Here is a 14,655-nt window from a genome sequence, read left to right as displayed (position 1 = left end):
TAAAAAAGACCACATGATTGTGGTCTTTTTTATTTTTATACAAGTATAAAGTAATTGTTTGTTATATCATCATTTAAAATAAAAAAACGACACAAACTACAATTCCTTTTTTGCTCAATAATACTTTTTAAAAACATGGACATAATTATTTAGCCTCATAATTTGATCATGAAGTAATATAAATTTGATTATATTTCAACCACTTCCGAGTATTTACACTTTTTTTATTTATGTTATTTTTCATGCAATTTTTTCGCCATATGGCATTCATGGATGAACATCATGAAATTTAAAGTACTTTCATACTCAATCTTATTGTCTACGCTCCCTTTAACTTCAATTTACGCCGCAGGATTAGATCGTTCAGGTCAGTCGATTTCAGCATTTCTCCAATCAGGTAATTATGCAGAAGCTGGCATTTCTGTTTTAGATCCCACCGTTAAAGGTTCTTCCACAGTGATTAATAAAATCACTGGTCAGGATTTAACAGGCGAAAAAATTACCGATATGGGCAGTGATTATTATTTTGTAAACACTGCTCTTAAACTACAGATTACTGACCAAGTTTCTTTAGGATTAATTTACGATCAGCCTTTTGGTGCAGATGCATTATACGATGCTAAAAATCAATCATTTGGCAATAGTTTAAGTGGTACATCAGTTGAAGTTAAGACACAAAATTTAACAGTACTCATTGGCTATCAACCCACTGAAAATTGGAATTTTTATGCTGGTCCAGTATGGCAAACAGTTGAAGCTGGTATCAATTTAAAAGGTAGTGCATACCAAGTCTTAAATGGCTATAACATCCATGTAGACCAAAAAGAAGCTTACGGCTGGATTGCAGGTACTGCATACCAAATTCCAAAAATTGCATTAAAAGCATCTATCACTTATCGCTCTGAGATTAAACACAAAGCTCAGTCGAATGAAACCTCGCTCCTTCCACTTTACGCCGATGCATTAAAAAAGCCTGAGTTTAATAGATTAGATAAGATCGCTGCAGTAACTGAAGCAGTTACTCCACAATCTGTAAATATTGATTTACAGTCTGGAATTGCAACAAACACTTTGGCGTTTGCTAACCTGCGTTGGGTTCATTGGGATCAATTTACGGTTACACCTAAATTACTTGGATTAGTTGGACAGGACCTCATTTCGTATTCTGATGATCAGTACTCTGCAACCTTAGGTGTTGCACATAAATTTAATGATCAATGGGCAGCAACCACAACTGTAGGCTATGACTCTGGAGCTGGAAACCCTGTAACCACTTTAGGTCCAACTGAAGGTTATTGGAGTGTAGGCTTAGGTGGTCAATTCAACCCATCACAGCAAAGCTTTATTCAAGCTGGTGTTAAATATTTCTGGTTAGGCGATGCAACTGCTCAAACGGGTGGCATAAATGTTGGAGAATTCAGCAACAATTATGCATTAGGTTATGGCATGAAAATCGGGTATCGATTCTAACAATTGTTATAAAAAAAGGACGCTAAAGCGTCCTTTTTTCAAAGTAATAACTTAGGCTGGAATATCACGTACAGAAGCGTTGCGGATCGCTTCTTTCAATGCAGCATAACCATTAATCGCAGGAAATTGTGGGAATTCTGCAATTACATTATCCGGCGCATCAAATAAGAAACCTTGATCTGCTTCACCGAGCATCGTAGTATCGTTGTACGAGTCGCCAGCAGCAATTACACGGAAATTTAAACCGTGTAAAGCTTGCACTGCTTTACGTTTTTGATCAGGTTGACGTAGTTTATAATTTGTAATCATACCATTTTCGTCAGTTTCTAATTTGTGACAGAAAATCGTAGGCCAACCTAACTGCTTCATCAATGGATGAGCAAATTCATAGAATGTGTCTGATAAAATGATGAGTTGGAAATGAGTACGTACCCACTCGACAAACTCCTTAGCGCCTTCAAACGGTCCCATATCTGCAATAACAGCTTGAATGTCATTTAAACCTAAACCATGCTGTTTAAGAATATTTAAACGCTGAGTCATGAGCACATCGTAGTCTGGAATATCTCGAGTTGTTGCTTCAAGCTCTTTAATTCCTGTTTTTTTTGCAAAATTAATCCAAATTTCAGGAACCAAAACGCCTTCAAGATCTAGACAAACGATTTCCATGATACTGCCCTCAGCATTAATAAAATTTGCAATATCATAGCCGAAGATTGTTGAATATCGATGTAATTTTTTAAATCTATTTTATTCATAAGTATTTATTTTTATTTCATAAGATAAATCTCTGAATTCAACTAAAATATACATCAAATATTTTAATATAGGACTTGTTGTTTCCAAGCCTATATCGCCAGGATTCTCATGACTACCATTCCAAGCATAGATTTAATTGATGCACTTGCATCAGAGTATGAAGATAAATCCCCTTCGGAAATTATAGCCTTAGCTTTAAATCAAACAGGTGAAATTGCCATTTCATTTTCAGGTGCTGAAGATGTTGTATTGATTGATATGGCTGCAAATTTAGGTAAACCTTTTCGCGTGTTTAGTCTAGATACAGGTCGCTTGCATTCAGAAACTTATCAATTTATCGAGACTGTTCGTAAACACTATAATATCAACATTGAAATATGTTTCCCGGAAGCTGAAGCTGTTCAGAATCTGGTCAACGAAAAAGGACTGTTTAGCTTTTATCAAGATGATCATAAAGAGTGTTGTGGTATCCGTAAGGTTCAACCTCTTCGTAAAAAGTTAGCAACACTTGATGGTTGGATCACGGGTCAACGTAAAGATCAAAGTCCGGGTACACGTACTGAAATTCCAGTCATTCAAGCTGATCTAGGTTTTTCAGGTGAAGGTAAACAACTCATTAAATACAACCCTTTGGCGAATTGGACGAGTGCTGACGTTTGGAATTATATTCGCATGATGGAAATTCCATATAATCCATTGCATGAAAAAGGTTTTATTTCAATTGGATGTGAACCATGCACGCGTCCAGTACTTCCAAATCAGCACGAGCGTGAAGGTCGTTGGTGGTGGGAAGAAGCAACGCATAAAGAATGTGGTTTACATTCAGGTAATTTAAAAAAGTAAAAACTGTCTCACAAAGTTTTAAGCCACTGATTTAAAGTGGCTTTTTTGTACTGACCATTCATTAAAAAAATTTATGCCCCCTCCAACAAATACGTCTATACTGATCTCTTGGATTGATAATTCTAAAAAACAATTTTAGAAATTTGCAGTGAGGCAAACCTAGACTATGCGCCCATTACACCCGCTTGATTTTATTTTCTTATCTTTGGAAAAAAGACAACAGCCCATGCATGTTGGCGGATTATTTTTATTTGAAATTCCAGAAGATGCGCCACCAACCTTTATTCAAGATTTAGTGGCAGATATTCGCAACTCAAAATCTATTCCAATTCCACCGTTTAATAATAAATTAAACGGACTGTTTTGGGACACAGACACTGAATTCGATCTTGATCATCACTTCAGACATATTGCTCTACCACATCCTGGTCGTATTCGTGAGCTACTCACCTACATTTCCCAAGAGCACAGTTCATTAATTGATCGAGCTAAGCCATTATGGATGTGTCATATCATTGAGGGCATTGAAGGCAATCGTTTCGCCATGTATTTCAAAATACATCATGGGATGGTCGATGGTATTGCAGGCATGCGTTTAATTGAAAAATCACTCTCTCATGATCCAAATGCAAGAAGTATCGTTCCGCCATGGTGTGTTGAAGGTCCGCGTGCTAAGCGACTTAAAACACCTAAAGTAAGCCGTGCAAAACAAATCTTGTCTAATTTGAAAGGTCAAGTGCAGTCTACACCGGGTGTATTCAAAGTGCTGTCTGAAACTGTCTTTAAAGATATGGGACGTAATCCGGACTATGTATCTAGTTTTCAAGCCCCAAGTAGTATTCTGAATCAAAAAGTCAGCTCATCACGTCGTTTCGCTGCTCAGTCATATGAGTTTAAGCGTCTCAACCATATTTCAAAATCACTGGGTGTGACCATTAACGATATTGTGCTTGCGATTTGTTCCGGTGCTTTACGTGAATATTTAATCAGTCAAAGTGCTTTACCAGAAAAACCATTAATCGCTATGGTTCCTGTCTCCGTTCGTACGGATGATTCAGATATGTCAAATCGTATTACGATGATTCTGGCGAACTTAGCGACACATAAAGCCGATCCATTAGAACGACTCGATCTTATTCGTCGTAGCGTAATGAATGCGAAACAAAAATTCAAACGCATGACTTCAGATCAGATTCTCAACTATAGTGCCTTCGTATATGGTCCTGCAGGTTTAAATATCATCTCTGGTTTAGCACCTAAACGTCAGGCATTTAACCTCGTTATTTCTAACGTACCAGGGCCTAAAGAGCCGCTATATTGGAATGGTGCACGTTTGGACGCACTTTACCCTGCTTCTATCGTACTTGATGGTCAAGCGTTGAATATCACAATGACCAGTTATATGGATAAATTAGAAGTCGGTTTAACCGCATGTCGAAATGCTTTGCCTAAGATGCAAAATTTATTGACCCATTTAGAAGATGAGATTCAAAGATTTGAAAAAATTGTGGGTCTACCTGAAGATGACAAACGGCAGATTATGAAAAAGGCTACTAAGCGTAGTGTAACAAAGAAACAAGTAGTAGCGGATATAGAAGTTGCAAATGAAAAACCAGCTTAAGTCTGTATATTTCGATATTTACAAAAAAATTAAGGGGCTTTAAAAAGGCCCCTTAATTTTTAATATTACGACACTGCTTGATTAATTGCTGACAGAGCGAAACGACCATCGCTTGTGTAACTCGAACTTCTTGACCTTGATCGTTGAGCATCAAGCAAGCGCTTTTGTTTGAATCCACAATTTGACGATGGCTACCCGCTAATTGTTCCGTTAAATTCATACCCACTTTGACCTCACTTTGCTAAGACAACATCGCTGTCTTTGGCTATTCGATTTGATTTCTTAAGTATTGAGAAATCGAGATCGAATGTAAAATCTCAGTTGTAACAAGTGTTTAACGATATTCTGTTACAATTTCAATTCAAAATGATATCGTATTGCTCTTGCGTGTATAAATTTTCGACTTGGAACTTAATGACACGTTTCACAAAATGCTCTAAATCAGAGACGGCCGCAGCTTCTACGGTTAATAATCGATCCACAACCGATGGATGCGCAACGACAGTAAAGTCAGTCTGAGACTCAAAATCTCGAGCATATCTTAATATCTCTCGAAAGATTTCGTAACAAACAGTCTCGGCACTTTTCACATAACCACGTCCCTGACACGTTGGACAAGACTCACATAACAAATGTTCAAGTGATTCACGCGTCCGTTTACGCGTCATTTCTACTAAGCCAAGCTCAGACACTTGGGTGATTTTAGTTTTTGCATGGTCACGTTCTAAGACTTTTTCAAATTGCTTAAGCACTTCATCACGGTGTGAGGCCTCTTGCATATCAATAAAGTCAATAATGATAATTCCACCTAAGTTGCGCAGTCTGAGTTGACGCACAATGACTTGTGTCGCTTCCATGTTGGTCTTAAAGACGGTGTCCTCAAGAGAGCGTCCACCTACATATGAGCCTGTATTGACGTCAATAGTGGTCATGGCTTCTGTCTGATCAATCATGAGATAACCACCAGACTTTAATGCAACACGTGTTTGCAGTGCTTTTTGAATATCTGTTTCAACATTGTATAAGTCGAATATCGGACACTCACCAGGATAATGTTTCAGACGATCAACCATATTTGGTACAAACTCAGCCACAAACTCTTGTAGCTTGCCAAACACTTCTCTTGAATCGACTTGAATTTTTACCGTATCTTCATTTGCCAGATCACGGATGATACGTTGAGGAAGTGGTAGCTCTTCAAAGATAAGTGATGGCACCACGACACTTTTTTGTTTACGTTGAATAAATTCCCAAAGTTTTGCCAAATACGCCATATCTTGCGCAATAGCGGCTTCTTCGATCCCCTCTGCTGCAGTTCGTACAATGACAGAACCGGGTAACTTATGTTCAGCTTGAATACGCTCAATGATCGAACGTAAACGATCACGCTCTTCTTCTGATTCGATTCGCTGAGACACGCCAGTATGATGTCCATAAGGCATCATCACCAAATAGCGAGAAGGAATGGAAAGATCAGTACTTAAACGCGCACCTTTCGTGCCTAACATATCTTTCATGACCTGCACTGTCAGAATCTGACCTGGTTGCAGAAGATCAAAGACATTTGGCGTCGGTTGATTACGAGGCCAAATCATGTCATTGATATGTAAAAAAGCAGTACGAGATAAGCCAATGTCTACAAATGCCGCTTGCATACCAGGCAATACACGTACAACTTTGGCTTTATAAATATTCCCGACTAAACCACGTTTAGCGTTGCGTTCAACAAATAGTTCGTTGACCGTCCCATTTTCAACTAACGCCACCCGACACTCCATTGGGGTGACGTTAATCAACAACTCGTCAGACATAAAAAACACTCAAAACATTATAAAAATTTTTTAAAAGGTTAATTTAGTGCCTTAACCACTTTTCAATATTTGATTCAGTAACTGTGATGTTTCATGTAAAGGCAAACCCACCACATTGGTGTAGCTACCTTCAATACGAGGAACAAACTTTGCGGCGATTCCTTGTATTGCGTAAGCCCCTGCTTTTCCTACAGGTTCCCCAGTTGACCAATATTCTTCCATATCATGATGACTGAGTGATTGAAAATCAACCTTTGTGCTCACTACCGTACTTATTGTTTTATGTTGTGAAGCCACACAAAGGCCACTGAGAACTTCATGCTGACGTCCTGACAAGGATTGCCAAATTTCAAACGCATGTTGCTTCGAGTCAGGTTTGCCAATAATTTGCCCATCTAAACTGAGGCTTGTATCTGCAGCAATGACCACCGCATCTGGAAATTGTGCTAAAACAACCTGAGCTTTTTGTTCTGCCAAACGTCGAACATAATCATGTGCTTGCTCACCATCATGTACAGACTCATCGATTTCTGGACTAAAAATATCAAATTTAAGTCCAAGCTGTGCAAGCAGTTCTTTACGCCGAGGCGAGCTCGACGCCAGGATTAAATTCGCCATTTTCTAAGCAAATAATACAAGATGGGCCAAGTTAAAATACTGCTCATTAGTGGCTGCCAATGACGAGTTATCGAAAATTGCATATCGGAAATAATTTGTGCAAAAAGGACGTAAATCAAATGTGCCAATATAGCAACACTAGCGATTGCCCAAGTATTTCCAAACGTCATTAAACGGCGTTCACGCACAAACCAACGGATGCTAAATGTTAGTAAAACGAAGCTTAACGCATGTAATCCAAGGGGTGCATCAAGCAGTAAATCGGTAAATAATCCGACTGCAAAAGCAAACCAAACACCACACCATGTCGGTTGAAGCAAGATCCAATACATCGTAATCATCAGCATGATCAGCGGTCGCCATCCTGCCAATGAATAAGACAGCGGATACACCACCAAGACTGAACCAATAATGATTGAAAGCACGATGATCCATAGTGGATCACGTGTTTTAACTGATGATATTTTTTTAGCGCTGAGCATGAGGTTGCTCCATGGCTAATGAGTCTGAGAACAGTACCACTACATGGTGTCCACCGGCCAACTGAGCTGCAGGTTTCACGTCTATCTGCGCAAACTCACCGGTATTTTCACGCTTAACTTTGGACACTGTTCCGACCAAATAACCCGCAGGAAAATGTTGTCCTAAACCTGAACTATACACCTTGTCCCCGACTTTGACGTTAGCGCTGGTCGGTACATATTCCATTTTCAGACGACCTAAATCACCAGTGCCTGACACAATGGCACGCATGCCAGAGTTTTCAAGACGTACTGATAGGGAGTGTTCTTTATCAGACAATAACATGACACGGCTACTGTGCGGATAAACATTGATGATCTGCCCCATGATACCGTTATCATCCAACACCGTTTGCCCGACACGCAGTTGGCTCGCAGCACCGCGGTTAATGATAATGATATGACGTAATGGATCAGCATCTGTGCCGATCACCTCAGAGATTTCCATACGACCGTCAATGATCAAAGGCGTATCCAATAATCCACGTAAGCGCGTATTTTCAGCGGAGAGTTCTGAGAGTTTTTGAAGGCGAACCTGAGCCTGAAGCAGCTCTGCCTGCATCGCAGTATTCTCACGACGCAATTGCGCTTCAGACTTGGTTTGTTGACTGAGCCATTCTTTCGATAAAACGGGATAACTTGCAATGGCATAAATGGGATTGTATGCCGCGTACAAGACATCTCTTGCTGGTTGAATCAAGTGTGGAGCACGCCAATTAAACATTAACACGAACAAACACACGATGACTGCAATGATGAAAGAGCGAAAAGATGGCGGTTGTCTTGAAAACAGATTCGGTTGCACCGCCTCGTCCTTAAATTAAATTACAGAAAATTAACCAACAAACAGCATGTCATGGTTCGGGTTGTCAAAGAGTTCTAAGACTTTACCACCACCACGTGTTACGCAAGAAAGCGGATCTTCAGCAACTACTACTGGCAAACCTGTTTCTTGTGACAATAACTTGTCTAAGTTACGTAATAGCGCACCACCACCAGTCAATACAATACCGCGCTCCGCGATATCTGATGACAACTCAGGAGGTGTTTGTTCAAGCGCAGATTTCACTGCAGAGACAATGCTTTGCAATGGATCAGTGATTGCTTGAGTAATTTCATCAGAAGTCACCGTAATTGCGCGCGGAACACCTTCCGCCAAGTTACGACCTCGAACTTCGATTTCTAGCACTTTGCCATCTTCATCCGGAAGTGCCATACCCACTTCTTTTTTGATGGTTTCAGCTGTCGTTTCACCAATGACGCAACCGTGTGCTTTACGAACATAATGAATAATTTGTTCGTCAAAAACATCACCACCAATGCGTAATGAGTCTGCATAGACACAACCTTGCAATGAAATGATTGCAATTTCAGTTGTACCACCACCTACGTCTACGACCATCGAACCACATGCTTGCTCAACTGGCATGCCTGCACCAATCGCTGCTGCCATTGGCTCTTCGATTAAACGTACATCACGTGCGCCTGCATTGAATACAGCCTCACGAATCGCACGACGCTCAACCAAAGTTGATTTACATGGCACACACACCACAACACGCGGCGCTGGTGGGAAAAGACGCTTTTCATGCACTTTACCAATAAATTGGTTTAACATGGTCTCAGTGACTTCGAAATCCGCAATCACGCCATCTTTCATTGGACGAATTGCAGAAATATTCGCAGGGGTACGACCAAGCATTTGCTTAGCATCCAAGCCAACAGCGGCAACTATTTTTTGTGAACCACTGTGACGAATTGCCACAACAGTCGGTTCATTTAATATAATGCCCCGTCCTGGCGCATAAATTAGTGTATTAGCGGTGCCTAAATCTATGGCTAGATCTGGCGAAAACAAGCCAATTAGTCGTTTTAGAATCACGGGTCGTTCTCAGTTCAACGTTATATAGACGTAAGATGGCAACTTTAACTAAATGTGATGCTTTGGACAAGTCAATCGCTTATTATAACGCATGATATTTTGAATATTTTTATTACTGATTAGGTGAGACAGCATGTCAGCATCAGATGCTCAGCAATCTGCAGATTTAAATGCACAAACCGTTTCAAGCATTGCACACTTAGCACGCTTGTCTTTGGATGATACTCAATCTGCTGAATATGCTCAAAGTTTGAATAAAATTTTAGGTATGATGGAAACCTTGAAAGGCATTGATACCGAAGGTGTTGAGCCATTAAAGAGCCCATTTGACCATCCACAGCCATTACGTGAAGACGCTGTGTCTGAACAAAACCATCGTGATGACTATCAAGCCGTTGCACCAGCTGTGCAAGACGGTTTGTATCTTGTTCCACGTGTAATTGAATAATTGTTCAGTTTTGCCCTATTTAAATTTTAGTTAAGAATTTTTCTCATGACAGATTTACATCGCTTATCGGTTCGTGAACTTATCGATGGTTTAGCAACCGCTAAATTCTCTTCACGTGAATTGACGCAACATTATTTAAACCGTATTGAAAAAATTGATGCACAAGTCAAATCATATGTCACTGTGACTGCTGAACAAGCATTGGCTCAAGCTGATGCAGCTGATGCAGCGATCAAAGCAGGTACAGCGACCACTTTGACTGGTTTACCTATTGCACATAAAGATATTTTCTGTACGCAAGGCATTAAAACCACGGCTGGTTCTAAAATGCTAGACAACTTTATCTCTCCGTACGACGCAACCGTTGTAGCGAAAGGTAAAGCTGCGGGCCTAGTGACTTTAGGTAAAGTGAACATGGACGAATTTGCCATGGGTTCTACATCAGAATCATCTTACTTCGGTGCAACGGCGAACCCTTGGGCTTTAGATCGTGTCCCAGGCGGGTCATCAGGTGGTTCTGCTGCGGCTGTAGCAGCTGACCTTGCACCGTTTGCGACTGGTACAGATACAGGTGGTTCAATCCGTCAACCTGCATCGTTCTGTGGCCTTACAGGCTTAAAACCAACCTATGGTCGTGTATCACGTTTCGGTATGATTGCCTATGCATCATCACTTGACCAAGGCGGTCCAATGGCACGTTCGGCAGAAGACTGTGCGTACCTTATGAACGTGATGGCAGGTCATGACGCAAAAGATTCAACATCTGTACAAAAAGATGCTGATGACTACGTTGCAAACTTGAACGGCACGTCTGTAAAAGGATTACGCATTGGTATTCCTAAACAGTACTTTAATGTTGAAGGTTTGGCTGCTGACGTTAAAGCACGTGTTGAAGAATCTCTAAAAAAATTGGAAGAGATGGGCGCAACGCTTGTTGAAATTGACCTCAACATGACTGAAGCTTATGTTCCAACCTATTACCTGATTGCCCCTGCTGAAGCATCTTCTAACTTGTCACGTTTTGACGGCGTACGTTATGGCTACCGCTGTGAAGATCCAAAAGACATCATGGACTTGTACAAACGTTCTCGTTCTGAAGGTTTTGGTGCTGAAGTTCAACGCCGTATCTTGATTGGTACTTATGCGCTGTCTGCAGGTTATTACGATGCGTACTATGTCAAAGCACAAAAAGTACGTCGTTTAATCCAACAAGATTTCTTAAAAGCATTCGAGTCTGTTGATGTGATTGCTGCGCCTGCTGCGCCGACAACGGCGTATAAGATTGGTGCAAACCTTTCTCCAGTTGAAATGTACTTGGGCGATATCTATACCATCGCGGTCAACCTTGCAGGTCTCCCTGCGATTAACGCGCCTGTTGGTTTTGATCAAAATAATTTACCTGTTGGCTTACAGTTGATTGGTAACTACTGGTCAGAATCTCAATTGTTGTCTGTGGTGCACCAATACCAACAAGCAACTGATTGGCACACCAAACGCGCTGCAATTGCTGAGGAGAATGCATAATGGCGAAGAACAATGCAAAACCTAAGTCAAATTTGATTGATGGTTGGGAAGTCGTTATTGGTATTGAGATTCACACTCAACTTGCGACTAAATCTAAAATCTTCTCAGGTTCTTCAACTGAATTTGGTCAAGACCCAAATACACAAGCGAGCCTTGTTGATTTGGCAATGCCGGGCGTACTGCCTGTATTGAACAAAGAAGTGGTTGATCTTGCCATTCGCTTTGGTTTGGGTATCGATGCTTACATCGACCAAGCGTCTGTATTTGCACGTAAAAACTATTTCTACCCTGACTCTCCTAAAGGCTACCAAATCAGCCAAATGGACAACCCGATTGTGGGCTTGGGTCATATCGACATCCAACTTGAAGATGGTACAGTTAAACGCATTGGCGTGACACGTGCGCACCTTGAGGAAGATGCAGGTAAATCGATTCATGACCAATTTGAAGGTATGTCAGGTATCGACTTAAACCGTGCAGGTACGCCACTTCTTGAAATCGTATCTGAACCTGATATGCGTTCGGTTGAAGAAGCGGTTGCCTATATTAAAGCGATTCACACGCTTGTACGTTGGTTAGGTATTTCTGACGGGAACATGGCAGAAGGCTCTTTCCGCGCCGACTGTAACGTGTCTTTACGCCGTCCAGGTCAACCATTCGGTACACGTTGTGAATTGAAAAACTTGAACTCATTCCGTTTCATTGAACAAGCGATCAATGTTGAAATTGAACGTCAAATGGAAATCTTGGAATGGGACGGTACCATCGACCAAGAAACTCGTTTGTTCGACCCGGTGAAGATGGAAACGCGTTCAATGCGTTCTAAAGAAGAAGCGAACGATTACCGCTACTTCCCTGACCCAGACTTGTTGCCTGTGATCATTGCAGACGAACAAATTGAAGCGATTAAAGCGACTATGCCTGAGCTTCCTGCTGCACGTCGTGCGCGCTTTGTAGCTGACTTTGGTGTGACTGAATACGATGCGCACGTTTTAACATTGACTCGTGAAATGAGCGAGTTTTATGAGGCTGTGGTCAACGCTGCTGGCGGTGCTGCACAAGGTAAGATTGCGGCGAACTGGGTAATGGGCGAATTCTCAGGTGCTTTAAACAAAGCGGGCTTAGAGTTGGTTGACTCTCCTGTAACAGCAGAGAAACTTGGTGGCATGATTGCACGTATTGTGGACAACACGATTAACGGTAAGATTGCGAAACAAGTGTTCGGCTTTATGTGGGAAGAAGGCAAAACTGCGGACGAGATTATTGCTGAAAAAGGCCTGAAACAGGAAACTGATACAGGCGCAATTGAAGCAATTATTAAGGACGTACTTGCTGCGAATGAGAAGATGGTTGAAGAGTATAAATCTGGTAAAGAGAAAGCCTTTAACGGTCTTGTGGGTCAAGTAATGAAAGCAGCGAAAGGTAAAGCTAACCCTGCTCAAGTGAATGAATTAATGAAGAAATTGATTGGTTGATCTGATCAGTTTTGAAAAAGAAAACCCGCGAAAGCGGGTTTTTATATTAAAAAGCTTTTTTCTCATGCAAAATCTGGAAATTCTGATTAGCCAATATAACTGCTTTTTGAGTGACAGGAGAAATTTTATTAATATCATCAAAACCATATAGATTAATCAGTATATCTAACTCTGGTAAATTTTCTTTAAGTGCTATTTTAGATTCTTCATCACTACTTGTTTGAATATTTAATTTACTTAAAATGATTTTAGATGTGGACTCTCTATAGCTCTTCAAATCACTTGAGAAATACCCCTTAGATTCAAGATATTCAACATTAATTTCTTTAGGATTTTGACTAATAAAATAATTTAAAAATCGCTGATATCCTTTTTTCATTGCATCAAAATACAACCTTTTTAAATTTTCTTTTTTCTCATTACCTATATCAACTCGGCTATCAATTTTCTGATATTGCTGTAATACATCTTCTTTAAGATTAATTGAACGGATTAAATGTGCAAATGAAATAAAATTGATGTGATTTTTGGAAAGAAACTTTAGTGACTCTATCATTTCATCAATTACATAATTATCATCGTCATTTTCTTCATCAATTTTGCTTATTAATAAATTAGCCAATAATTCTTTTGGGGCTTTATCTTTATATCTAACGATAGTTTCTACACTACTATTTAAAAGATATTGAAAGTTAGAGTCTGTAGCCTTTTTTAAAAATTGCTTAATAGCTTTCGAATCCTCAGTATCAACTTTTTCCAGTACTTCTGTCAGTTTTCTATTAATGTCATTCTTGAATTCAAAAACTTCCTGATTAACAATTTTGTTTTGTTCTTCAAAAATTGTAGGTGCATGTTGTAAGATTAGTTGAGGTACTCGGCGATCAATTTGATAATCAATAGCTTCCATAATCTCAACCATCTTTGGTCCTTGGTGAATGGTTAAGTCTCTACCTGCTTGCTGAACTAAACTATTATCTGAGGCTTCCGCTTCCATCTTAACTTTTTCTAACATACTTACTTTCCACTCTTACTTTTAATTTTTTTCTTTAATTTTACATCACGACCTGCCTGAATAACTGTTGATCCATTAGTCGCCTTTGCTGAAATACTTACGCCTGACTTACCTCCAAATAGTGCAATTATAGCTGCTAATAGACCATGTAAAGCTGAAAATATAATAGCCCATGTATTGTAGTCATATCCCAACCAATCAATTTTAAAAAAAACTGCACTTCCTATTGTCAAAACCCAAGCAACAGCCACTAATAAATATAAAATTTTCAAAGCACAGCCTTTGTTTTTAAATAAAGTTAAGTTATATCAGAAACATGCATCGATTTCATAAAATTTATTAACTTCTAAATATCAGTTTTTAGTTATGTATTAAATCATGAGCATCAAAAAAGTATCCTCTATCGCCAAACTCAAAGACTTACGACTTGCCCAACTTTCAAAGTCTTTCTATATGCCTGAATTAAATCCTCACCCTCTTGCACAACAGTGTCTCTCATCCCATAGGGAGATGGAACTTTCAATACTTATCAAATGTCATCCTATATTCTGCAATGGAAATCCCCTCTCCTTCTAGGAAAGGGCTAGCGAGAGGTTAAACAAAATTTAAGAGAAAACACTGTCCTATTTTTAGCCCTTCAATCCCCTTACTTTGGCTCTCTATAATCAATC

General features: G+C 39.9%; 15 protein-coding genes. 6 read left to right on the top strand and 9 right to left on the bottom strand.

Annotation, left to right across the window (positions count from 1 at the left end; genetic code table 11):
- Positions 1 to 282: 282 nt before the first annotated feature.
- Positions 283 to 1,470: an OmpP1/FadL family transporter gene (locus AC1M9B_RS10095; protein ID WP_481609020.1), complete on the top strand. Its 1,188-nt coding sequence runs from the start codon at positions 283 to 285 to the stop codon at positions 1,468 to 1,470.
- 51 nt (positions 1,471 to 1,521) lie between these two features.
- Here the strand turns inward: AC1M9B_RS10095 and thrH are convergent, their stop codons facing one another.
- On the bottom strand, positions 1,522 to 2,139 hold the full coding sequence (thrH, locus tag AC1M9B_RS10090) for a bifunctional phosphoserine phosphatase/homoserine phosphotransferase ThrH (protein ID WP_035269809.1): 618 nt from the start codon (positions 2,137 to 2,139) through the stop codon (positions 1,522 to 1,524).
- A 198-nt stretch (positions 2,140 to 2,337) separates the two neighbouring features.
- On the opposite strand from thrH, the gene AC1M9B_RS10085 reads away from it, so the two are divergent.
- Together AC1M9B_RS10085 and AC1M9B_RS10080 are read left to right on the top strand one after the other, a co-directional pair.
- On the top strand, positions 2,338 to 3,072 hold the full coding sequence (locus tag AC1M9B_RS10085; RefSeq protein ID WP_035269807.1) for a phosphoadenylyl-sulfate reductase: 735 nt from the start codon (positions 2,338 to 2,340) through the stop codon (positions 3,070 to 3,072).
- 166 nt (positions 3,073 to 3,238) lie between these two features.
- Positions 3,239 to 4,693, top strand: a complete 1,455-nt coding sequence (locus AC1M9B_RS10080) for a WS/DGAT/MGAT family O-acyltransferase (RefSeq protein WP_481609019.1) — start codon at positions 3,239 to 3,241, stop codon at positions 4,691 to 4,693.
- A 52-nt stretch (positions 4,694 to 4,745) separates the two neighbouring features.
- On the opposite strand, the gene AC1M9B_RS10075 is transcribed toward AC1M9B_RS10080, so the two are convergent.
- The 6 genes from AC1M9B_RS10075 to AC1M9B_RS10050 form a co-directional block, all read right to left on the bottom strand.
- Entirely contained in the window at positions 4,746 to 4,913 is a 168-nt protein-coding gene (locus tag AC1M9B_RS10075; RefSeq protein WP_171076802.1) for a PA1571 family protein, read from the bottom strand.
- 136 nt (positions 4,914 to 5,049) lie between these two features.
- Positions 5,050 to 6,504, bottom strand: a complete 1,455-nt coding sequence (rng, locus tag AC1M9B_RS10070) for a ribonuclease G (protein ID WP_035269804.1) — start codon at positions 6,502 to 6,504, stop codon at positions 5,050 to 5,052.
- 51 nt (positions 6,505 to 6,555) lie between these two features.
- Positions 6,556 to 7,122 carry a Maf family nucleotide pyrophosphatase gene (locus AC1M9B_RS10065; RefSeq protein ID WP_035269801.1) on the bottom strand — a complete coding sequence of 189 codons (567 nt, stop codon included), beginning with the start codon at positions 7,120 to 7,122 and terminating at the stop codon, positions 6,556 to 6,558.
- Positions 7,110 to 7,604 carry a rod shape-determining protein MreD gene (gene mreD / locus AC1M9B_RS10060; RefSeq protein WP_481591637.1) on the bottom strand — a complete coding sequence of 165 codons (495 nt, stop codon included), beginning with the start codon at positions 7,602 to 7,604 and terminating at the stop codon, positions 7,110 to 7,112. Before mreD ends, AC1M9B_RS10065 begins: the two co-directional genes overlap by 13 nt.
- Complete coding sequence (gene mreC, locus AC1M9B_RS10055; protein WP_035269796.1) at positions 7,591 to 8,448, bottom strand: rod shape-determining protein MreC; 858 nt, start codon at positions 8,446 to 8,448, stop codon at positions 7,591 to 7,593. The genes mreD and mreC overlap by 14 nt, the downstream gene beginning before the upstream one ends.
- Before the next feature lie 30 nt (positions 8,449 to 8,478).
- Positions 8,479 to 9,525, bottom strand: a complete 1,047-nt coding sequence (locus AC1M9B_RS10050) for a rod shape-determining protein (protein WP_035269793.1) — start codon at positions 9,523 to 9,525, stop codon at positions 8,479 to 8,481.
- A gap of 133 nt (positions 9,526 to 9,658) precedes the next feature.
- On the opposite strand from AC1M9B_RS10050, the gene gatC reads away from it, so the two are divergent.
- The 3 genes from gatC to gatB are packed head-to-tail and all read left to right on the top strand — an operon-like array spanning position 9,659 to position 12,972.
- Positions 9,659 to 9,973 (top strand): Asp-tRNA(Asn)/Glu-tRNA(Gln) amidotransferase subunit GatC, encoded by a 315-nt coding sequence (gene gatC / locus AC1M9B_RS10045; protein ID WP_035269791.1) that lies wholly within the window; start codon positions 9,659 to 9,661, stop codon positions 9,971 to 9,973.
- Positions 9,974 to 10,018: 45 nt separating this feature from the next.
- Positions 10,019 to 11,497, top strand: a complete 1,479-nt coding sequence (gene gatA, locus AC1M9B_RS10040) for an Asp-tRNA(Asn)/Glu-tRNA(Gln) amidotransferase subunit GatA (protein WP_481609018.1) — start codon at positions 10,019 to 10,021, stop codon at positions 11,495 to 11,497.
- Complete coding sequence (gene gatB, locus AC1M9B_RS10035; RefSeq protein WP_481609017.1) at positions 11,497 to 12,972, top strand: Asp-tRNA(Asn)/Glu-tRNA(Gln) amidotransferase subunit GatB; 1,476 nt, start codon at positions 11,497 to 11,499, stop codon at positions 12,970 to 12,972. Before gatA ends, gatB begins: the two co-directional genes overlap by 1 nt.
- A gap of 46 nt (positions 12,973 to 13,018) precedes the next feature.
- Here gatB and AC1M9B_RS10030 read toward each other — a convergent pair whose 3' ends face one another.
- Both AC1M9B_RS10030 and AC1M9B_RS10025 read right to left on the bottom strand, forming a co-directional pair.
- Positions 13,019 to 13,984 carry an LPO_1073/Vpar_1526 family protein gene (locus AC1M9B_RS10030; RefSeq protein WP_481609016.1) on the bottom strand — a complete coding sequence of 322 codons (966 nt, stop codon included), beginning with the start codon at positions 13,982 to 13,984 and terminating at the stop codon, positions 13,019 to 13,021.
- 2 nt (positions 13,985 to 13,986) lie between these two features.
- Positions 13,987 to 14,256 carry a hypothetical protein gene (locus tag AC1M9B_RS10025; protein WP_481609015.1) on the bottom strand — a complete coding sequence of 90 codons (270 nt, stop codon included), beginning with the start codon at positions 14,254 to 14,256 and terminating at the stop codon, positions 13,987 to 13,989.
- Positions 14,257 to 14,655: the final 399 nt, after the last annotated feature.

The sequence above is a fragment of the Acinetobacter sp. ANC_7513 genome (genome assembly GCF_056779915.1).
The sequence above is the reverse complement of the archived record's forward strand: the minus strand, read 5'-3'. Positions and strand labels throughout refer to the sequence as shown.

Excerpts from the sequence above, each read along its gene's own strand:
- AC1M9B_RS10080 (WP_481609019.1), top strand. The coding sequence starts at position 3,239 with ATGCGCCCATTACACCCGCTTGATTTTATTTTCTTATCTTTGGAAAAA.
- mreD (WP_481591637.1), bottom strand. The coding sequence starts at position 7,604 with ATGCTCAGCGCTAAAAAAATATCATCAGTTAAAACACGTGATCCACTA.
- gatC (WP_035269791.1), top strand. The coding sequence starts at position 9,659 with ATGTCAGCATCAGATGCTCAGCAATCTGCAGATTTAAATGCACAAACC.
- AC1M9B_RS10085 (WP_035269807.1), top strand. The coding sequence starts at position 2,338 with ATGACTACCATTCCAAGCATAGATTTAATTGATGCACTTGCATCAGAG.
- AC1M9B_RS10075 (WP_171076802.1), bottom strand. The coding sequence starts at position 4,913 with ATGAATTTAACGGAACAATTAGCGGGTAGCCATCGTCAAATTGTGGAT.
- AC1M9B_RS10095 (WP_481609020.1), top strand. The coding sequence starts at position 283 with ATGAAATTTAAAGTACTTTCATACTCAATCTTATTGTCTACGCTCCCT.
- rng (WP_035269804.1), bottom strand. The coding sequence starts at position 6,504 with ATGTCTGACGAGTTGTTGATTAACGTCACCCCAATGGAGTGTCGGGTG.
- AC1M9B_RS10065 (WP_035269801.1), bottom strand. The coding sequence starts at position 7,122 with ATGGCGAATTTAATCCTGGCGTCGAGCTCGCCTCGGCGTAAAGAACTG.
- gatA (WP_481609018.1), top strand. The coding sequence starts at position 10,019 with ATGACAGATTTACATCGCTTATCGGTTCGTGAACTTATCGATGGTTTA.
- thrH (WP_035269809.1), bottom strand. The coding sequence starts at position 2,139 with ATGGAAATCGTTTGTCTAGATCTTGAAGGCGTTTTGGTTCCTGAAATT.
- AC1M9B_RS10030 (WP_481609016.1), bottom strand. The coding sequence starts at position 13,984 with ATGTTAGAAAAAGTTAAGATGGAAGCGGAAGCCTCAGATAATAGTTTA.
- gatB (WP_481609017.1), top strand. The coding sequence starts at position 11,497 with ATGGCGAAGAACAATGCAAAACCTAAGTCAAATTTGATTGATGGTTGG.